This window comes from Streptomyces sp. NPDC051183 (assembly GCF_040682455.1).
Classification (GTDB): domain Bacteria; phylum Actinomycetota; class Actinomycetes; order Streptomycetales; family Streptomycetaceae; genus Streptomyces.
Genome location: NZ_JBFBBA010000014.1, coordinates 1 through 19364 on the forward strand (window position 1 = coordinate 1; position 19364 = coordinate 19364).

Consider the following 19364-nt stretch of genomic DNA (forward strand, 5'->3'; position numbering starts at 1 on the left):
GATCGTGGTCCGTGAGGACCGCGAACTTCTGCCGTTTGAGTGGAATGCCACCGAACTGCGCGACCAGCGGTTTCCTGCTCGGGGCGCGGGTGATGCTGGCCTGGAGACACTTGCGGCGCCCGGCCGGGGTGTCGATGGTGACCTTGTACTTGCGAGCCATCTTCGACATGGTCGAGCGGTGCTTGTTCGCCAGGGAGCACAGCAGCGAGGACTGCATGACCCAGTGCAACCGGTTCAGTCGAAAGACGTCGCCGGCCAGCAGGTAGTACTGAACGATTCCGCGGTACTTGGCGCCGTAGATGCTGACGATGGTGTAGTCGTCGTAGTTGAGCATCGCGGTCTGTCGCGAGGGTCTCCCGCGTTCCAGGTATGGGGCGCATTTCGCCTTGATCACGTCCTTTGGGACGTGCAGGGCAACGGTTCCGTTGACCGATCGGCGCTTGCGCCGGGGTCCGTTTCGCCGTTCTGATCTGCGGTCGTCCCTGCGGATGGTGATCTCGTAGCCGAGGAATCGTGCCGCGCCTGTTCTGGCGTGGGTGATCAGCGTCTTTTCCTGGGACAGTTCCAGCTTGAGGTCTTCTCGCAGGAACCGGGCCAGGTGCTGTTTGATTTCTTCGGCTTCGGCTTTGGGTCCGGTGAACCCGATGAGGGTGTCGTCGGCGTATCTCACGTAGCGGAGACGGCGGTATCCCGGGTCGGACATGTCCTGGCTCGGGAGACTGTGGAGCCGTTTTCGCAGCGCGCGTACTGCGGTGTGGTTGCCGCGTGTACGGGCCCGCTGGATAGCCGCTTCGACCCGGCGGTATTCAGGGTTCCTCGCCCTGAGTTTCCCTCGGGTGTATTCCGGCATGAGGACTGTTTCGATGAAGATGTCCAGCCGGTGCAGATAGATGTTGGACAAGATGGGCGAGAGGACCCCGCCCTGTGGGGCGCCGCTGAGTGTGGCGTTCCATGTCCAGTCTTCCAGGTATCCGGCTTTGAGCATGTTGCGCACGAGCCGCAGGAACCGGTTGTCGTGGATTTTCTCGCCCAGGGTATCGAGCATCACCTGATGGTCAAGCGAGTCGAAACACTGGGCGATATCTCCCTCGATGAACCAGGCTGTCCCGGTCCAGGTTTTGGCCACGTCGCGTAATGCTGTGTGGCATCCCCGTCCGGGACGGAAACCGTGGGAGCGGTCGGAGAACCGGGGCTCGTAGTACGCCTCCAAGAGGAGACGCATGACCTCGCCGACCAGCTTGTCCGTCCAGGACGGCAGGCCCAGCGGCCTCATCTTCCCGTTCTTCTTCGGGATGTAGGTCCGCTTCACCGGCTGGAATCGGAAACGCTCGTGACGTAACGCATCGATGATGCTGCCGATTTTGGCCAGTGACATGCCGTCTGCGGTTTCCCCTGAGCCTCCGGGCGTCATCGCCCCTTTGTTGGAGTAGATGCGCCCGTAGGCCAGTAGATACAACTGCGGGTTGAACATCTGTCGATACAGTTCATTGCATGGCAGATTCCGCCTGCCGCGTTCACGGAGGATCTCAAGAACCACTTCGGCGTTCTGCATTTCGCATACCTCCCGGTCTCGTCAATCCCATGTCACCTGTGTCCCTTCGCCCTGATTCCGGCTCTCCCGGACTCCTCGGCAGGTCGTTACTCCTGCGACTACTACGGACACTCCGTCACCATGGGGCTCGCGCCCTTTAGGTGATCCCTTGGTTCATCTGAATGTACGTTCTAGCGCGACTTAGGCGCCCCACTCATCTCCTTCAATCCCCTCACTGGGGATCGCCCCGCCCCCTGGAGTTGTGCCAGCAGGCCGAAATAGCCAGCACAGGGAACGGCGCCGGTTTCAGATACCTTTCCGGCGGATGCGTCTTTGAATCGACTGGAGATTGGGGTTCAGGCAATCCAGCTTTCGCCATATCGCGCGGGTCTCGCGATGCACCGTCCCTGATACCTGGACCCGGTCACCGCTTTCCTGACATGCTACGTTCCCCTTCGCCTTTCGACTCCAGGTGAGTCATTCGACCCAGGGATATCCTCCAAATCCCTCCCGGCTGAGCCGGGGATACATTCAGACGCCTCCAAGGCGCACTCGGCCCAGACGGCCTTCCCGATCCCGTGCCGCCGGGGGCACTGCCCCCACCGCACGGCGAGGGCCTCCACGGTCGCGAGCCCGCGCCCCCGTTCGTCGCACTCCGTGGCGGCCTCGGGGGCGAGCTCGACGGCGGGTCCCGCGTCGGCCACCTCCACGCGGAGCAGCCCGTCGTACCGGGCGAGCCGCACCCCGATGTCCCGGCCGTGGGGGGCGCGGGCGTGCCGTACGGCGTTGGTGACCAGCTCGGAGAGCAGCAGCTCCGCGGTTTCCGCGGGCTCCCCGTCGGTCTTCCACTCGGCGAGCTGCCCGCGCAGGAGCGCGCGGGCGCGGCCGGGGGCGCGGGGGCCGCGGGGGACGATCCAGAAGATCTCATCGGCAGAGGGCATTGCCATGGTGCCTCACCTATCTAGATACCTGAGCCGAGTGAAGCGGGCTCCGATGGCTCGGTCAAGAGGTATCTAGATATGTTCGATTGCCGTGTGTTGCGCGGGCGGGAGGCGCCCGCGGTCCTGATGCGCCCCTAGGCTGTCCGGAGATGATCGGGGAGGACCGTATGCCGAAGGACGTCGCGGGACGGCAGCCCAAGTACTTGCGCATCGCTGCCGCGCTGAAGGACGCCATCGCGTCCGGCGAGTACGGGCCTGGCGATCGGCTGCCGGGCGAGAGCGACCTCATGGCCACCTACGGCGTTGCCCGGATGACGGCCCGGCAGGCATTCGGCGTCCTGCAGTCCGAGGGGCTGGCCGAGGCGCGCAAGGGTGCCGGGGTCTTCGTTCGCGAGTTCCGGGTCGGTATTCGACGCCGCGGAATCCAGCGGCTGGCCGTCGAGGTCTGGGGTGCCGGAGGGTCGATCTGGGCCGCAGAGGGCAAGGGGCGAGACCCGGAGGTCGAGTTCCTCGGGGTCGCCGAGGAGCCCGCTCCGCACGGCGTCGCCGCCGTGCTCGGGCTGGCCGACGGGGCGCCCGCGTGCGTGCGGCGGCGGAGGTTCCTGCTCGACGGGAAGCCCGTCATGCTCGCGACCTCGTACCTCGACGCCGCCCTCGTGGCCGGCACTCCCATCACCGAGCCCGACACCGGCCCCGGCGGCATCTACGCCCGCCTCGCGGAGCTCGGCCACGCGCCCGCCCGGTTCCGGGAGGAGGTCCGCTCCCGGATGCCCGCCGCCGACGAGGCCGCGCGGCTCGGGCTCGCGGCCGGGACCCCGGTCGTACTGGTCGCCCGTACCGCCTTCGCCGCCGACGGGCGGGTCGTCGAGGTCAACGAGATGGTGCTCGACGCCTCGGCCTACGTCCTGGAATACGAGTTCGACGCGCCGGGGGCGCCGTAGCCCGGACGGGTCAGGCAGGCGTGCGCGGGGTCGCGTGATGGCGTTCGATTGTTGCGGCGGGATGAAATCCGCCGGTCGGGGCGTTGGGGGTGGCGGTAGGACACGACCAACGGGGAGGCACCACGTGGTGGCGGCAGAGACGGCAGCCGACGGAAGCAAACAGGGCTGGGGCAGGCGGCTGGCCGCCTACACCTGGCGCTACAGGCTCAACGTACTGCTCGCGCTCGGGTCCTCACTGGCGGGCATGGCCGTCATGGCGGTCGTGCCGCTGGTCACCAAGGTGATCATCGACGACGTCATCGGGGACAAGACCAAGGACATGGCGCCCTGGGCCGGGATGCTCATAGCCGCGGCCCTGCTCGTGTACGTGCTGACCTACATACGCAGGTACTACGGCGGCCGCCTCGCCCTGGACGTGCAGCACGACCTGCGCACCGACATGTACGACGCCGTCGCCCGCCTCGACGGGCGCCGCCAGGACGAGCTGTCCACCGGGCAGGTCGTCGGGCGGGCCACCAGTGACCTGCAGCTGATCCAGGGCCTGCTGTTCATGCTGCCGATGACCATCGGGAACTTCCTGCTCTTCGGGATATCCCTCGGCATCATGCTGTGGCTCTCGCCGCTGCTGACCCTCGTCGCGCTGCTCATGGCCCCCGCCCTCTGGTTCATCGCCAAGCGCAGCCGCAAGAAGCTCTTCCCCGCCACCTGGTGGGCCCAGGGCCAGGCCGCGGCCGTCGCCACGGTCGTCGACGGGGCCGTGACCGGCGTACGGGTCGTCAAGGGCTTCGGCCAGGAGGAGCAGGAGACGGGCAAGCTGCGCACCGCCGGGCGCCGGCTGTTCGCCGGGCGGATGCGGAGCATCCGGCTCAACTCGCGCTACACCCCCGCCCTGCAGGCCGTGCCCGCCCTCGGACAGGTCGCCATGCTGGCCCTCGGCGGCTGGATGGCCACCAACGGCCAGGTCACCCTCGGCACCTTCGTCGCCTTCTCCACCTACCTCGCCCAGCTCGTCGGACCCGTCCGCATGCTCGCCATGGTCCTCACCGTCGGACAGCAGGCCCGCGCCGGCGCGGAGCGCGTGTTCGAGCTGATCGACATGGGGCCCGTGATCCACGAGGGCACCCGCGAGCTTCCCGCCGACGCGCCCGCCACCGTCGAGTTCGACGGCGTCGGATTCGGCTACGACCCCGAGCGGCCCGTCCTCGACGGCTTCTCGCTCTCCATCGCCGAGGGCGAGACCGTCGCCGTCGTCGGCGCCTCCGGCAGCGGCAAGTCCACCGTCTCGCTGCTCCTGCCGCGCTTCTACGACGCCGACCGCGGCACCGTCCGCGTCGGCGGCCACGACGTGCGCGAGCTGACGTACGAGTCGCTGCGCGGCGCCATCGGCCTGGTGCCGGAGGACTCCTTCCTGTTCTCCGACACCATCCGCTCCAACATCGCCTACGGGCACCCCGGCGCCACCGCCGAACAGGTCGAGGCCGCCGCCCGCGCCGCCCAGGCCGACGGGTTCATCGCGGCCCTGCCCGCCGGGTACGACACCAAGGTCGGCGAGCAGGGGCTCACCCTCTCCGGCGGCCAGCGCCAGCGCATCGCGCTCGCCCGCGCCATCCTCACCGACCCCCGCCTGCTGCTCCTGGACGACGCCACCTCGGCCGTCGACGCCCGCGTGGAGCACGAGATCCACGAAGCGCTGCGGTCCGTCATGGCCGGCCGCACCACGCTGCTCATCGCCCACCGCCGCTCCACCCTCGCCCTCGCCGACCGGATCGCCGTACTGGAGCACGGGCGGCTCGCGGACATCGGCACGCACGAGGAGCTGGAGCGCCGCTCCGCCCTCTACCGGCGTCTGCTGACCGACCCCGACGCCCTCGGGGCCGCCTCCCCGCGGACCCCCGACGCGCCCGCTATGGCGGAGTTCGAACGGGACCTGGAACGGGACCTCGAACGGGACATCGAGCTCGAGGCCGAGATCGACTCCGAGCCCGTCAACGCCAAGCGCCGGGTCTCGGACGGGGTCACCCCCGAGCTGTGGCGGCGCAGCGAGGACGGCAAGGCGACGGCCGCACCCGCCGCGGCCGCCGGCGTGCCCGCCGCCGGACCGCCCTCCATGGCCGGAGCCGTCGCCGGGATGCCCGCGACCCCCGAACTGCTCGCGCAGGTGGCGGCGCTGCCGCCCGCAGACGACACCCCCGGGGTGGACGAGGCGCGCGCCGCGGCCCCGGAGGAGAGCTACGGCCTGCGCCGCCTGCTGCGCGGCTTCTGGGCGCCGCTCGCCGTCAGCCTCGGCCTGGTCGCCGTCGACGCGGGCTCCGGGCTGCTGCTGCCCGTCCTGATCCGGCACGGCATCGACAAGGGCGTCACGCAGGCCGCCCTCGGCGCCGTCTGGGTGGCCGCCGGGCTCGCCCTGGCCGTCGTCGTCGCGCAGTGGGCCGCGCAGTTCGCCGAGACCCGGATGACCGGGCGTACCGGCGAGCGCGTGCTGTACGCGCTGCGCGTCAAGATCTTCGCCCAGCTCCAGCGACTCGGCCTCGACTACTACGAGCGCGAGCTGACCGGCAAGATCATGACCCGGATGACCACCGACGTGGACGCCCTGTCCAGCTTCCTGCAGACCGGGCTCGTCACCGCCGTCGTCTCCGTCTTCACCTTCTTCGGCATCCTGGTCGCCCTGCTCGTCCTCGACGTCGAGCTCGCGCTGATCGTCTTCGCCACCCTCCCCGTGCTGGTGCTCGGCACCATCGTCTTCCGCCGCAAGTCGGTCGCCGCCTACGAGCTCGCCCGCGACCGGGTCGGCCTGGTCAACGCCGACCTCCAGGAGTCCGTCTCCGGGCTCCGCATCGTCCAGGCGTTCCGCCGCCAGGGTTCGGGCGCCGCCCGCTTCGCCGAGCGCAGCGACTCGTACCGCGAGGCCCGGGTGCGCGGCCAGTGGCTGATATCCGTCTACTTCCCCTTCGTGCAGCTGCTGTCCTCCGGGGCCGCGGCCGCCGTGCTGATCGTCGGCGCGGGCCGGGTCGAGGCCGGCACCCTCACCACCGGCGCGCTGGTGGCGTACCTGCTCTACATCGACCTGTTCTTCGCCCCCGTCCAGCAGCTCTCCCAGGTCTTCGACGGCTACCAGCAGGCCACCGTCTCCCTCGGCCGCATCCAGGGGCTGCTGCGCGAGCCCACGACCACGCCGCGCGCCGCCGAGCCGCGCGAGGTCGCGGCCCTGAGCGGCGAGATCGCCTTCGAGGACGTCCGCTTCGCCTACGGCACCGCCGAGGAGCGGGGGGAGAAGGGGGACGCGCTCGCCGGGATCAGCCTGCGGATACCCGCCGGGCAGACCGTCGCCTTCGTCGGCGAGACCGGCGCCGGCAAGTCCACGCTGGTCAAGATGGTGGCCCGGTTCTACGACCCCACCTCCGGGCGGGTCACCGCCGACGGCACCGACCTGCGCGAGCTCGACCTGACGGCGTACCGGCACCGGCTGGGGGTCGTCCCGCAGGAGTCGTACCTCTTCCCCGGAACCGTCCGCGACGCCATCGCCTACGGGCGGCCCGAGGCGGGCGACGCCGAGGTGGAGGCGGCCGCGCGCGCGGTCGGGGCGCACGACATGATCGCCACCCTCGACGGGGGCTACCTGCACACCGTCAGTGAGCGCGGCCGCAACCTGTCCGCCGGGCAGCGGCAGCTGATCGCGCTCGCCCGCGCCGAGCTCGTCGACCCGGACGTGCTGCTGCTGGACGAGGCCACGGCCGCGCTCGACCTGGCCACCGAGGCGCAGGTCAACCAGGCCACCGACCGGCTCGCGGGCAAGCGCACCACCCTGGTGGTGGCGCACCGGCTGACCACCGCCGCGCGCGCCGACCGGGTCGTGGTCATGGACCGGGGCCGGGTCGTGGAGGACGGCACGCACGCCGAGCTCCTGGCGCGCGGCGGCCGGTACGCCGAGCTGTGGCGCACCTTCGCCGGTGAGGACGAGCGCGCAGTCGCCTAGGGCTGCGCCCAGGGCGGCGCCGCCCGGGGCTCAGAGCTCGCCGAAGAGCAGGTTGCCCGGGGCGTCCTCGTCGTCGCCCGTGTAGTACTCGCGGACGGCGACGAGGAGTTCGTCCACGGACAGGTACCCGTCGTGGTTCAGGTCGATCCGCGCGAAGAGCGCGTCGGTCTCGGCGGGCTCCAGCTCCGTGCCGAAGGCCTGCTGGGCCCTGTGGAACTCCTCGGGGCTGACGTACCCGTCGCCGTTGGTGTCGACGACCGTGAGGATCGCGTGCATCAGAGGCCGGAACGAGCGGTCGTAGGCCTCGCCGCCGTCCTGGTAGAGCCGTGTCATGCCGAGCTTGTACTCCTCGGGCGTGACCTTGCCGTCCCGGTCGATGTCGAGCTCGGTGAACAGGTCCTGCCAGAAGTCCGCGAGCCCGGCCATCACGCGCTCGGCCTTCGGCGAGTCGGCGGGCTCGTCGAGGGCGTCGAGGAGCCGCGCCCCGAGGGCGATCATGTCGGTCCAGTTGATCACCTGGTCGGAGTTGACGTCGAGGTGCCGGAAGGCGCGGTCCAGCTTGCGGTCGAGCAGGTTGTTCGTCATGGAAGTGCCCTTTCGTGGGTATCTGGTTACTCAGCGTAATCTCCCGGCGGGTCGCGAACTCCCGTATCGGCGCCCGGGAGTTGCGGATCCACCCGTACGAGGTCACTCGGAGCAGAAGTCCTTGCCCGCTGCAACCTTCAGGCAGGCCCGAGCGTCGTATGTGCGTACGCACGCGGTACGTACGAACGATCGGGGGACAGGGTGTTGCTGAGGTCGAGGGCGCGCGGCCGGTGGGCCGCCGGCCTCTGGGTGTTCGCGGGGGCCCTGTGGCTGAGCGTCGCCGGGCTCTTCGCGGCGCCGCCCGCGCAGGCCGCGACCGGCGGCTGTCCGGGGCGGCTCGTCAAGGCGCTGCCGTTCTCCACGGGCGAGGTCCGCATCTACAGGACCCGTACCCAGGTGTGCGCGGTGACCGTGGCCCGCGAGCCCGGCAGGCGCCGCGCGATGGCGGTGAGCATTCAGCCACGCGGCGGGGTCCCCGTACGCGATGCGGGGCGGTTCACCCGATATGCCGGACCTGTCACCGTCCATGTGATCAACCGCTGTGTGTATGTAAAGGGGGGCGTGGCGGCCGGATCGGCTGATTCCGGCTGGATTCTTTGCTGACGCTGCGACCCAACAAGGTCTGTTCAGCGGCGTGTTGACCCGGCTAGGTTCACGGCGACCGAAGTGAACTCAAGGGGAGGGTGAATGCGCAAGACGCTCGGATGGCTGCTGTCGCTCGTGGTGCTGATCGGCACCATGGGTGCGGCAAGCTTCACGGCTCAAGCGGCCACCGCCGCAGGGCCGGCCGCCGCCACGGACATCAAGGACCAGATCCTCGGCATTCCGGGGATGAGTCTGATCGAGGAGAAGCCGTACCCCGGCTACCGCTTCTTCGTACTGAACTACGAGCAGCCGGTCGACCACCGGGCTCCGTGGAAGGGCACCTTCAAGCAGCGCCTGACCCTGCTGCACAAGGACGTCTCCCGGCCGACGGTCTTCTTCACCTCCGGCTACAACGTCAACACCAACCCGCGCCGCAGCGAGCCGACGACCATAGTCGACGGCAACCAGGTGTCGCTGGAGTACCGATTCTTCACGCCCTCCCGGCCAGACCCGGCCAACTGGGCGAACCTGGACATCTGGCAGGCCGCCAGCGACCAGCACCGCGTCTTCACCGCCTTCAAGAAGATCTACACCAAGAACTGGCTGGCCACGGGCGGCAGCAAGGGCGGCATGACGGCCACCTACTACGAGCGCTTCTACCCGCGTGACATGGACGGCGTCGTCGCCTACGTCGCGCCGAACGACGTGGTCAACAAGGAGGACTCGGCCTACGACCGGTTCTTCAGCAAGGTCGGCACCAAGGAGTGCCGCGACAAGCTGAACGCCGTGCAGCGCGAGGCGCTCGTGCGCCGCGAGCCGCTGGAGGCCAAGTACGCGGCCGCCGCCGCCGAGAACGGCTGGACGTTCAACACCGTCGGCACCCTCGACAAGGCCTACGAGGCCGTCGTGCTCGACTACGTGTGGGCCTTCTGGCAGTACAGCCTGCTCGCCGACTGCGCCGGCATCCCGGCCGCCGCCACCGCGAGCGACCAGGAGATCTGGGACACCGTCGACGCGATCTCCGGCTTCTCCGCCTACGCCGACCAGGGCCTGGAGACGTACGTCCCGTACTACTACCAGGCGGGCACGCAGCTCGGCTCCCCGGACATCAAGCAGCCGCACCTGGGCAGCCTGAGCCGCTACGGCTACCAGCCGCCGCGCAACTTCGTGCCCCGCGACATCCCCATGACCTTCAAGCCGGCGGCCATGGCGGACGTGGACACCTGGGTGCGCAACAACGCCAACCAGATGCTCTTCGTCTACGGGCAGAACGACCCGTGGGGCGCCGAGCCGTTCCACCTCGGCTACAACGTGCGCGACAGCTACGTGATGACCGCGCCGGGCGCCAACCACGGGGCCAACGTCGCCAAGCTGCTCGACGGCGAGCGGACGCTGGCCACCGCGAAGATCCTGCAGTGGGCCGGGGTGGCCCCGGCCGCCACCGCGCTGGGCGCGGACGGCGCCGCCCCGGCCGCGCCGCTGGCGAAGCCGGACGCGCAGCTCGACCAGGTCGACCGCGAGCCGATGCTGCGGCCGTAGCCGCGACCCCCGCTGGGCCCCCGGCTAGTACGTCAGCCCGTGGCCCAGCGGGTAGCGGCCAGGCACCGGGACCGGGAGGCGGCCCGAGGGCCGTACGGCCCCGGTGAGCACCCGGGCCGCCGCGCGCAGCTCCACATCCGTCCAGGAGTACGTCGCCAGCTCGGCCGCGCACCGCGGGAGCCGGGCCGGGTCGTACGGATTGCGGATCGCCACCAGGACCACCGGGACCCCGGTGGCCAGCAGCTCCGCGACCAGCGTGCGCTGCGGGCTTTCCCCCTCCGGGACGTTGTACGTGCACACCAGCACGGCCGCGTGGCCCGCGGCGGCCGCCACCGCGCGGGCGGGCGGCGCGGCCGTCGCCCGGCAGCCCAGCGCGGACAGCTCCCGGGCCAGTACCTCCGTAGGGGGTCCGGTCGTACCGGTGGGGGAGGCGGGGTCGGTGCCCGTCACCAGCAGCAGGGGCCGGGCCGCCGGATCCAGCGGCAGCAGCTTCACCGGGTTGGCCAGCAGCGTCGTCGTCCCGGCCGCGATCTCGTCGGCGGCGGCCAGGTGCTCCGGGATCCCGACGACGGCCTCCACCTCCGCGGCCGCGTCGGCTGCCGTGACCGTGGCGTACGAGCGGCCGAACAGGCCCCGGCGGGACTTGAGTTCCAGGATCCGCAGCACCGACTCCTCGATCCGCGCCCGCGACAGCTCGCCCGAATCCACCGCCGCCAGCACGCTGCGCACGGCCAGCCCCAGGTCCGGCGGGTTCAGCAACTGGTCGCAGCCCGCCTTCAGCGCCAGCACCGGCACCCGGTCGTCCCCGTACTTCTGACGGACCCCGGCCATGTCGAGGGCGTCGGTGACCACCACCCCGCGAAAGCCGAGGCGTTCGCGCAGGATGCCGGTCACGATGGGCCGCGAGAGCGTCGCCGGATCCCGGGACGGATCGAGCGCGGGGAAGACGATGTGCGCCGTCATGACGGCGTCGACACCCGCCTCGACCGCCGCCCTGAACGGGGGCTCGTCCAGCTCCTCCCACTGTGCGCGGCTGTGCCTCATCACCGGCAGCCCGACGTGGCTGTCGGTCTCGGTGTCCCCGTGGCCGGGGAAGTGCTTGGCCGTCGCGGCCACCCCCGCGCCCTGGTAGCCGCGCACCTGGGCGGCGACCAGCGCCGCCACGGCGCGCGGTTCGGAGCCGAAGGACCGTACCCCGATCACCGGATTGGCCGGGTTGACGTTGACGTCCGCCACCGGTGCGTAGTCCTGCCGGATGCCCATCGCGGCCAGCTCGGAGCCCGCGATCCGCGCCGCCCGGCGGGCATCGGCGGTGGAGCCGGCCGCGCCGTGCTGAGCGCCCAGTGCCATCGCCCCCGGGAGCAGGGTCGCGGGCTTGCCGATGCGGGCGATGATCCCGTGCTCCTGGTCCGTGGAGAGCAGCAGCGGGACGCCCCCGCCGGACCGGGCGGCCGCGCGCTGGAGGCCGGCCGACAGCTCCGCGATCTGCTGGGGGTTACGGGTGTTGTGCGCCCAGGCGAAGTAGATGATCCCGCCGAGGTGGTGGCGGGCGACCAGCTCGGCGGCGGTGCGCACCCCGAACAGCGCCATGTTCCGCTCGGCGTCCGCCGGGTCGGGGTCGGTCGCGGAGTGTCCGTACGCCCGGGACACGAAGAGCTGCCCGACCTGCTCGGCCAGGCTCATCCGGGCCACCAGCCCGCGCAGCTGCGCCGCGTCGGGCCGGTGTCCCGGCGGGCCGCCGGGGCGCTCCCCGCGGGGCGGGCGGTCCCCGGGGCGCGGGTCGTCGGGGTGCGGGTCACCGGGCTCCGGGTCGCGCCCGACGGCGGTGGAGGCGGCCCCGGCGGCCGTGACGGCGGCCATGGCGGCCACGGCGAGCAGGGTCCGGCGGGAGGCTTGGTACGGCACGGGCCGGACCCTACTGCCGGGCCGCCCCCGTGCGGCCGCGGACACTCGGGAGGTCCCCCGGACGGGGTCCCTGCGCGGCCCAGTGCTCCTGGAGGGTCCGTACGGCCTCGGTGATCGCCGGCCGGCGGGCCGCCCCGGTGCGCCACAGGGCGTACAGCCGGCGCACGGGCCCCGGCCGCAGCGGTACGGCCACCGCGCCCGGCGGCAGCGCCCCGGTGCCCAGCCGCGGTACGACGGCCACCCCGAGGCCGGCCGCGACGAGCGCGACGATGGTGTGGTTCTCCTCGGCGACGTGCGCGATCTCGGGCTCGAACCCGGCCGTGCGCATGGTCCGCACCAGCCAGTCGTGGCAGACGCGGCCCGGCGGCTGGCACACCCAGCGCTGTCCGCCCAGATCCGAACGCCGGACCACCGCCCGGGAGGTGAAGGGGTGCCCCCGCGGCACGACGAGATCGCAGGGGTCGTCGCCGATCACGGCCTGCTCCACGCCCTCGGGCGCCGGGAGCGGGGCGATGTCCCAGTCGTGCGCCACGGCCAGATCGGTGACGCCCCGGGCCACCAGGTCCACGGAGAGGTGGGGGTCCACCTCCGTCAGGCGCACGTCCAGCGCGGGATGGCGGCGCGCCAGGTCGGCCAGCACCCCCGGCAGCAGCCCGCGCGCCGCCGAGGCGAAGGCGGCCACCGTCAGCAGCCCGCCCGGCTGCCCGCGGCGCTCCTCCAGGGTGGTTTCGGCGCGCTCGACGATGGCCAGCAACTCCTGGGCCGTGTCGGCCAGATGGCGGGCCTCCTCGGTGAGCGCGACCCCGCGCCCCCGCCGCTCCAGCAGCGTGGTGCGGGTCTCCCGCTCCAGCTTTGCGATCTGCTGCGAGACCGCGGAGGGGGTGTAGCCGAGGGCGGCCGCCGCGCCCGCGACCGAGCCGTGGACGGAGACGGCGTGCAGGGCGCGCAGCCGGGACAGGTCGAGCATGTGCCCCATCCTAGGCGTGGCGAGCCCGCCCATTCGTAAGCATTGCTTCATCCATCCCGGAAGAGATCCGCGCTGGTGCTACATCGTCCCGGGGTCGATGCTCGAACCATGCGTCCCGTACACACCGCACTCGCCGTGCTCGTCGCCGCCGTCTGGGGCTTCAACTTCGTCGTCATCGAGATCGGACTCGACCACTTCCCCCCGCTGCTCCTGTCCGCCCTGCGGTTCCTCGTCGCGGCGCTGCCCGCCGTGTTCTTCGTCGGCCGGCCCAAGGTCGCCTGGAAGTGGATCCTCGGGGTCGGAGCGGCCCTCGGCATCGCCAAGTTCGGCCTGCTGTTCACCGGCATGGCCGAGGGGATGCCCGCCGGGCTCTCCTCCCTCGTGCTCCAGATCCAGGCCGTCTTCACCGCCGTCCTCGCCGCCGTCGTGCTGCGCGAACGGCCCGGCCGGGTACGGGTGACCGGCATGGCCGTCGCGCTCGCCGGGATCGCCGTCGCCGCCGCCGACGGGGGCGCTTCCGGGCCGGTGCTCGGCTTCACCCTGGTCGTTGCCGCCGCCGCGTGCTGGGGCGTCTCCAACGTCCTGACCCGCAAGGCCTCCCCGCCCGACGCCCTGAACTTCATGGTCTGGGTGTGCACCGTCCCTGTGCTGCCGCTGTTCGGGCTCTCGCTGCTGGTGGAGGGGCCCGAGCGGGACCTCGCGGCGCTGCGCGCGCTCGACTGGTCCGGGGTCGCCGTGATCGGGTACGTGGCCTGGGTGTCCACCGTGTTCGGCTTCGGCGCCTGGGGGTACCTGCTGCGCCGCTACCCGGCCTCGTCCGTGGCGCCGTTCTCGCTGCTCGTCCCGGTGTTCGGGATGTCCTCGGCCGCGCTGGTGCTCGGCGAGGGGATCTCGGGGCTGCGCTGGCTGGCGGCCGCCCTGCTCGTCGGCGGGGTGGCGCTCACCTCGCTGGCCCCCGCGCGCGCTTCGAACCGTACGGGGGTCGGTTCGGGCGTCAGTGCGCAGAGCCCTCCTGCAGTGGCAGCCGCCAGTCCTGCCCCGTGAGGGCGACGCCGTACGAGCGGTGCCGATGCTCGGCGACCATGGTGAAACCGGCCCGCCGGTACAGGGCGCCGGCCTCGCGCAGCACGTCGTTGGTCCACAGGACCAGTTCGCGGTAGCCGACCGAGCGGGCGAAGTCGACGACCGTGTCCACGAGCAGGGTGCCGATGCCGTGGCCGCGGCCCTGCGGCTCCACCAGGAGCAGCCGCAGCCGCGCCGTGGTGGGGGAGCCCTCCTCGCGCACGCACATCACCGAGCCGACCGGGCGGCCGGCCAGCTCGGCGATCCAGACGCGTTCAAGGTACGGGTCGTGGTCCTCGGCGAAGTCCGCGACGATCCGGGCGACCAGGCCCTCGAACTCGGTGTTCCAGCCGTACTCGGCGGCGTAGAGCGCGCCGTGCCGCTGCACGATCCAGCCCAGCTCGCCGGGCGCCGGATCCCGCAGCCGTACACCGGGGTTGTCCATGGTGCCCGAGGGTAGCGCGGGGGCGGCTGCGCCGTCCGGGCGACCTCGCCGCCGTGGCTACTTCTTGCCGCCGCCCAGGATCTGGCCCAGCAGGTCACCGAGGTTGCCGCCTTCGGCCGGTGCGGCGCCGGGGGCGGCCGCGGGTGCGCCGCCCGCGGTGGCTGCGCCGGCGCCCGCGCCCTTGCCGGCTGCCGCGCGCTTGGCGAAGACGGCCAGCAGTACCGGGATCAGCAGTTCGATGACCCGGCTGACGGTGGCCGCGGGGATGCCCGTCTTCTTCGAGACGGCGTTGGCGACGGGCTTGCTCACCTTGGCGAGCACGCCGGCCATCATCCCGCCGCTGAGCAGCCCGCCGAGGCCGCCGAGCGTGGCCACGCCCTCCAGCGGGGGCTGGGCCACCTCGGCGAAGGCCTGGCGGACCTCCACGCCGTCGTCGTCATCGGCGTCCGCCTTCTCCTGCAGGCCGCCGGTCATGGCGCCGACGGTCTCGGCGACGGTCTCGCGCGCGGCGCCCACGTCGGTGCCGAGCAGTCCGGCGATCTCGGTCAGCTTGTCGTCGCCGAGCTCATTGAGCACGTCGTCCTGGAATGAAGATTCGCTCATGCCCGAAACGCTACTTCTGTGTCGATACACCGGCACCTCGGGTCGCGCTCGGACCCCCCTTTGGTAATGGAAAAGTAAAGTTGTAGAGCGGTGTGCAACCCCCGGCGGGGCTTGCGGGTCGTACGTTGCGTCGGCACTTCCGGGGAGGGATCTGGGGGGATCGGGAAGTCCGACACGGGAGGGGTAACCGTGAGGGGGTCCGGCCGCGAGGCCGGACCCCCTTCCGGTTTCCACGGGCGTTTTCCACAGGCCCTCCGGGCTGTCGGCGCCAACCGGTAGCTTCTGGTTCATGGAAACCAACGGGGCGGTCCAGCCGGCAGTGGTCGAGGGGGTGCTCGAACGCATCACCTACGCCAACGAGGAGAGCGGCTACACCGTCGCGCGGGTCGACACCGGCCGGGGCAGCGGCGACCTCCTCACCGTCGTCGGCGCCCTGCTCGGCGCCCAGCCCGGCGAATCGCTGCGCATGGAGGGCCGTTGGGGCTCCCACCCGCAGTACGGCAAGCAGTTCACCGTCGAGAACTACCGCACCGTCCTGCCCGCCACCATCCAGGGCATCCGGCGCTACCTCGGCTCCGGCCTGATCAAGGGCATCGGCCCGAAGATCGCCGACCGGATCGTGGAGCACTTCGGCACCGACACGCTGGACGTGATCGAGGGCGAGCCGAAGCGGCTGATCGAGGTGCCGGGCCTCGGCCCCAAGCGGACCAGGCTGATCGGCGCCGCCTGGGAGGAGCAGAAGGCCATCAAGGAGGTCATGGTCTTCCTCCAGGGTGTCGGCGTCTCCACCTCCATCGCGGTGCGCATCTACAAGAAGTACGCCGACGCCTCCATCTCGGTGGTCAAGAACCAGCCCTACCGGCTCGCCGCCGACGTGTGGGGCATCGGCTTCCTCACCGCCGACCGGATCGCGCAGGCCGTCGGCATCCCGCACGACAGTCCCGAGCGGGTCAAGGCCGGGCTCCAGTACGCCCTGTCCCAGTCCACCGACCAGGGCCACTGCTTCCTGCCCGAGGAGAGGCTCATCGCTGACGGGGTCAAGCTGCTCCAGGTGGACACCGGTCTGGTCATCGAGTGCCTGGCGGAGCTTGCCGCCGACCCCGAGGGCGTCGTACGGGAGTCCGTGCCCGACCCGCAGGGCGGCCCGGACCCGCTCACCGCCGTGTACCTGGTGCCCTTCCATCGCGCCGAGCTCTCACTGGTGGGGCAGGTGCGCCGGCTCCTACAGGCCGAGGAGGACCGGATGCCGGGCTTCCGGGACGTGGACTGGGACAAGGCCCTGGGCTGGCTCGCCGGCCGCACCGGAGCCGAGCTGGCCCCCGAGCAGCGGGACGCGGTCAAGCTGGCCCTCACCCGTCGGGTCGCCGTCCTCACCGGCGGGCCGGGCTGCGGAAAGTCCTTCACCGTCCGCTCGATCGTGGAGCTGGCCCGGGCGAAGAAGGCCAAGGTGGTCCTCGCCGCCCCCACCGGGCGGGCGGCGAAGCGGCTCTCGGAGCTCACCGGGGCCGACGCCTCCACCGTCCACCGGCTCCTGGAACTCAAGCCGGGCGGGGATGCGGCGTACGACCGGGACCGGCCGCTGGACGCCGACCTGGTCGTGGTGGACGAGGCCTCGATGCTGGACCTCCTGCTGGCGAACAAGCTGGTCAAGGCCGTGGCTCCGGGAGCGCACCTGCTGCTGGTCGGGGACGTGGACCAGCTCCCCTCGGTCGGCGCCGGCGAGGTGCTGCGCGACCTGCTCGCCGAGGGCGGCCCGGTACCGGCCGTCCGGCTGACCCGGATCTTCCGCCAGGCCCAGCAGTCGGGGGTGGTCACCAACGCGCACCGGATCAACACCGGCCTGCCGCCCATCACCCAGGGGCTGCCCGACTTCTTCCTCTTCCCGGAGGAGGACACCGAGGAGGCCGGGCGGCTCACCGTGGATGTCGCCGCCCGGCGAATTCCGGCCAGATTCGGCCTCGACCCGCGCCGGGACATCCAGGTTCTCGCCCCCATGCACCGGGGTCCGGCCGGCGCCGGAAACCTCAACGGGCTGCTCCAGCAGGCGATCACCCCGGCGCGGCCCGACCTGCCCGAGAAGCGCTTCGGCGGCCGGGTCTTCCGCGTGGGCGACAAGGTCACCCAGATCCGGAACAACTACGAGAAGGGCGCCAATGGTGTGTTCAACGGCACTGTCGGCGTGGTCACCGGCCTGGACCTGGACGAACAGCGCCTGACGGTACGGACCGAGGAGGACGAGGAGGTGTCGTACGAGTTCTCGGAGCTCGACGAGCTGGCCCACGCGTACGCCGTCACCATCCACAGGTCCCAGGGGAGTGAATATCCGGCGGTCGTGATCCCGGTCACCACCGGGGCTTGGATGATGCTCCAGCGCAACCTCCTCTACACGGCGGTGACCAGGGCGAAGAAACTGGTCGTCCTGGTCGGGTCCCGCAAAGCCCTCGGTCAGGCAGTGCGTACGGTTTCCGCAGGCAGGAGGTTCACGGCGGTCGCGCCCAGGCTGTCCGGCCGCATACCGGTGGGAAACATCACCTAGATGATCGATCATTTGGGGTATCCGCCACTGGTGCGGAGGGGGCAGGATGAGCAGGTTGAAGGCACTCAGTGCCGTCAATAGGACCAAAGGCCGACCCCGAGTGCACTCTCCTGCGCCAAATGGGGGAAGGTAGAGGCAGTCAGGGCACCTCGAAGAAGAGGCACTACGTCGGTGAGGGATGACGTGAGCGACAACTCTGTAGTACTCCGGTACGCGGACGGTGAATACACCTACCCGGTGGTCGAGAGCACCGTCGGTGACCAGGGATTCGACATCGCGAAGCTGAGGGCCCAGACCGGGCTCGTCACCTTGGACAGTGGCTACGGCAACACCGCCGCCTACAAGTCCGCGATTACCTACCTCGACGGTGAGCAGGGGATCCTGCGTTACCGCGGCTACCCGATCGAGCAGCTGGCCGAGCGTTCGACCTTCATCGAGGTCGCGTACCTGCTGATCAACGGCGAGCTGCCGACCGTCGACCAGCTCGCGTCGTTCCGCAACGAGATCACCCAGCACACGCTGCTGCACGAGGACGTGAAGCGGTTCTACGACGGCTTCCCGCGGGACGCGCACCCGATGGCGATGCTGTCCTCCGTGGTCAGCGCGCTGTCCACGTTCTACCAGGACAGCCACAATCCGTTCGACGAGACGCAGCGCAACCTCTCGACGATCCGGCTGCTGGCCAAGCTGCCGACGATCGCCGCGTACGCGTACAAGAAGTCGGTCGGCCACCCGGTGGTCTACCCGCGCAACGACCTCGGCTACGTCGAGAACTTCCTGCGCATGACCTTCTCCGTGCCGGCCCAGGAGTACGACCTGGACCCGGTCGTGGTCTCGGCGCTCGACAAGCTGCTGATCCTGCACGCGGACCACGAGCAGAACTGCTCGACCTCCACCGTGCGCCTGGTGGGCTCCTCGCAGGCGAACATGTTCGCCTCGATCTCCGCCGGCATCTCGGCCCTGTGGGGTCCGCTGCACGGTGGCGCCAACCAGTCGGTCCTGGAGATGCTGGAAGGCATCAAGGCCGACGGCGGCGACGTCGACACCTTCATCCGCAAGGTGAAGAACAAGGAAGACGGCGTGAAGCTCATGGGCTTCGGGCACCGCGTCTACAAGAACTTCGACCCCCGGGCGAAGATCATCAAGGCGGCGGCGCACGACGTCCTCTCGGCGCTCGGCAAGAGCGACGAGCTGCTCGACATCGCGCTCAAGCTCGAAGAGCACGCGCTGGCCGACGACTACTTCGTGGAGCGCAAGCTCTACCCGAACGTCGACTTCTACACCGGCCTGATCTACCGGGCCATGGGCTTCCCGACCGAGATGTTCACCGTGCTCTTCGCGCTCGGCCGGCTCCCCGGCTGGATCGCCCAGTGGCACGAGATGATCAAGGAGCCCGGCTCCCGCATCGGGCGTCCGCGCCAGATCTACACCGGTGAGGTCCTGCGCGACTTCGTTCCGGTCGAGGCCCGCTGACCCGAGGCTCTCCGAGGTACCTGCGAAAAGCGCCCCGCCGCCGATCCCCCCACGGGTCGACGGTCGGGGCGCTTTCCTTTCCCCGGAACGGATTCCCCCCACGGGACCCGAGCCGGGGCGATCGGTGCTGCCGGGACCTGCTGCAGGTCGGGAGGGCCGCTCAAAGCCTCCCGCGGGCGCTGGTCCCGGCCGGCCGATGCCCGGGCGTCCCCCAAGACCCCCGTGAACGTCCCCCAGACGTTCTTGGCATCGCCCCATTAGACCCACGCCGGTGG

General features: G+C 70.9%; 13 protein-coding genes and 1 pseudogene. 7 read left to right on the forward strand and 7 right to left on the reverse strand.

Translation table 11 applies throughout. The features are described 5' to 3' along the window. Positions 1 to 1552, reverse strand: a 1552-nt coding sequence (locus AB0M99_RS14660; RefSeq protein ID WP_365920175.1) for a reverse transcriptase domain-containing protein, incomplete at its 3' end; no start/stop codon positions are given. A gap of 422 nt (positions 1553 to 1974) precedes the next feature. After that, on the reverse strand, positions 1975 to 2478 hold the full coding sequence (locus tag AB0M99_RS14665) for an ATP-binding protein (protein WP_365920177.1): 504 nt from the start codon (positions 2476 to 2478) through the stop codon (positions 1975 to 1977). A 161-nt stretch (positions 2479 to 2639) separates the two neighbouring features. Between AB0M99_RS14665 and AB0M99_RS14670 the strand changes: the two genes are divergently transcribed. Both AB0M99_RS14670 and AB0M99_RS14675 read left to right on the forward strand, forming a co-directional pair. Next, entirely contained in the window at positions 2640 to 3413 is a 774-nt protein-coding gene (locus tag AB0M99_RS14670) for a GntR family transcriptional regulator (RefSeq protein WP_365920179.1), read from the forward strand. Between the two features lie 124 nt (positions 3414 to 3537). Continuing rightward, entirely contained in the window at positions 3538 to 7389 is a 3852-nt protein-coding gene (locus AB0M99_RS14675; RefSeq protein ID WP_365920181.1) for an ABC transporter ATP-binding protein, read from the forward strand. Positions 7390 to 7419: 30 nt separating this feature from the next. On the opposite strand, the gene AB0M99_RS14680 is transcribed toward AB0M99_RS14675, so the two are convergent. Next, complete coding sequence (locus tag AB0M99_RS14680; RefSeq protein ID WP_365920183.1) at positions 7420 to 7974, reverse strand: EF-hand domain-containing protein; 555 nt, start codon at positions 7972 to 7974, stop codon at positions 7420 to 7422. A 204-nt stretch (positions 7975 to 8178) separates the two neighbouring features. On the opposite strand from AB0M99_RS14680, the gene AB0M99_RS14685 reads away from it, so the two are divergent. Together AB0M99_RS14685 and AB0M99_RS14690 are read left to right on the forward strand one after the other, a co-directional pair. Beyond that, positions 8179 to 8577, forward strand: a complete 399-nt coding sequence (locus AB0M99_RS14685) for a hypothetical protein (protein WP_365920185.1) — start codon at positions 8179 to 8181, stop codon at positions 8575 to 8577. Between the two features lie 84 nt (positions 8578 to 8661). Next, on the forward strand, positions 8662 to 10098 hold the full coding sequence (locus AB0M99_RS14690; RefSeq protein WP_365920187.1) for a S28 family serine protease: 1437 nt from the start codon (positions 8662 to 8664) through the stop codon (positions 10096 to 10098). 24 nt (positions 10099 to 10122) lie between these two features. Here AB0M99_RS14690 and AB0M99_RS14695 read toward each other — a convergent pair whose 3' ends face one another. Both AB0M99_RS14695 and AB0M99_RS14700 read right to left on the reverse strand, forming a co-directional pair. After that, entirely contained in the window at positions 10123 to 12003 is a 1881-nt protein-coding gene (locus tag AB0M99_RS14695) for a glycoside hydrolase family 3 N-terminal domain-containing protein (protein WP_365920189.1), read from the reverse strand. Between the two features lie 10 nt (positions 12004 to 12013). Continuing rightward, the gene (locus AB0M99_RS14700) at positions 12014 to 12970 is read right to left on the reverse strand and encodes a LysR substrate-binding domain-containing protein (protein ID WP_365920191.1); all 957 of its coding nucleotides are present in this window, start codon (positions 12968 to 12970) and stop codon (positions 12014 to 12016) included. Between the two features lie 108 nt (positions 12971 to 13078). Between AB0M99_RS14700 and AB0M99_RS14705 the strand changes: the two genes are divergently transcribed. Further along, positions 13079 to 14014: an EamA family transporter gene (locus AB0M99_RS14705; protein WP_365920193.1), complete on the forward strand. Its 936-nt coding sequence runs from the start codon at positions 13079 to 13081 to the stop codon at positions 14012 to 14014. Here the strand turns inward: AB0M99_RS14705 and AB0M99_RS14710 are convergent. Beyond that, positions 13965 to 14456 (reverse strand): annotated as a pseudogene (locus AB0M99_RS14710) (GNAT family N-acetyltransferase); the annotation flags it as partial. The gene AB0M99_RS14705 and the pseudogene AB0M99_RS14710 sit on opposite strands and share 50 nt — an antisense overlap. A 78-nt stretch (positions 14457 to 14534) precedes the next feature. After that, positions 14535 to 15080, reverse strand: a complete 546-nt coding sequence (locus tag AB0M99_RS14715) for a DUF937 domain-containing protein (RefSeq protein ID WP_365920195.1) — start codon at positions 15078 to 15080, stop codon at positions 14535 to 14537. A 289-nt stretch (positions 15081 to 15369) separates the two neighbouring features. On the opposite strand from AB0M99_RS14715, the gene AB0M99_RS14720 reads away from it, so the two are divergent. Both AB0M99_RS14720 and AB0M99_RS14725 read left to right on the forward strand, forming a co-directional pair. After that, positions 15370 to 17616 (forward strand): ATP-dependent RecD-like DNA helicase, encoded by a 2247-nt coding sequence (locus tag AB0M99_RS14720; RefSeq protein ID WP_365920197.1) that lies wholly within the window; start codon positions 15370 to 15372, stop codon positions 17614 to 17616. A 183-nt stretch (positions 17617 to 17799) separates the two neighbouring features. Then, positions 17800 to 19089: a citrate synthase gene (locus tag AB0M99_RS14725; protein WP_365920199.1), complete on the forward strand. Its 1290-nt coding sequence runs from the start codon at positions 17800 to 17802 to the stop codon at positions 19087 to 19089. The last annotated feature ends 275 nt before the right edge of the window (positions 19090 to 19364 follow it).

Excerpts from the sequence above, each read along its gene's own strand:
- AB0M99_RS14705 (WP_365920193.1), top strand. The coding sequence starts at position 13,079 with ATGCGTCCCGTACACACCGCACTCGCCGTGCTCGTCGCCGCCGTCTGG.
- AB0M99_RS14720 (WP_365920197.1), top strand. The coding sequence starts at position 15,370 with ATGGAAACCAACGGGGCGGTCCAGCCGGCAGTGGTCGAGGGGGTGCTC.
- AB0M99_RS14665 (WP_365920177.1), bottom strand. The coding sequence starts at position 2,478 with ATGGCAATGCCCTCTGCCGATGAGATCTTCTGGATCGTCCCCCGCGGC.
- AB0M99_RS14700 (WP_365920191.1), bottom strand. The coding sequence starts at position 12,970 with ATGCTCGACCTGTCCCGGCTGCGCGCCCTGCACGCCGTCTCCGTCCAC.
- AB0M99_RS14680 (WP_365920183.1), bottom strand. The coding sequence starts at position 7,974 with ATGACGAACAACCTGCTCGACCGCAAGCTGGACCGCGCCTTCCGGCAC.
- AB0M99_RS14690 (WP_365920187.1), top strand. The coding sequence starts at position 8,662 with ATGCGCAAGACGCTCGGATGGCTGCTGTCGCTCGTGGTGCTGATCGGC.
- AB0M99_RS14715 (WP_365920195.1), bottom strand. The coding sequence starts at position 15,080 with ATGAGCGAATCTTCATTCCAGGACGACGTGCTCAATGAGCTCGGCGAC.
- AB0M99_RS14670 (WP_365920179.1), top strand. The coding sequence starts at position 2,640 with ATGCCGAAGGACGTCGCGGGACGGCAGCCCAAGTACTTGCGCATCGCT.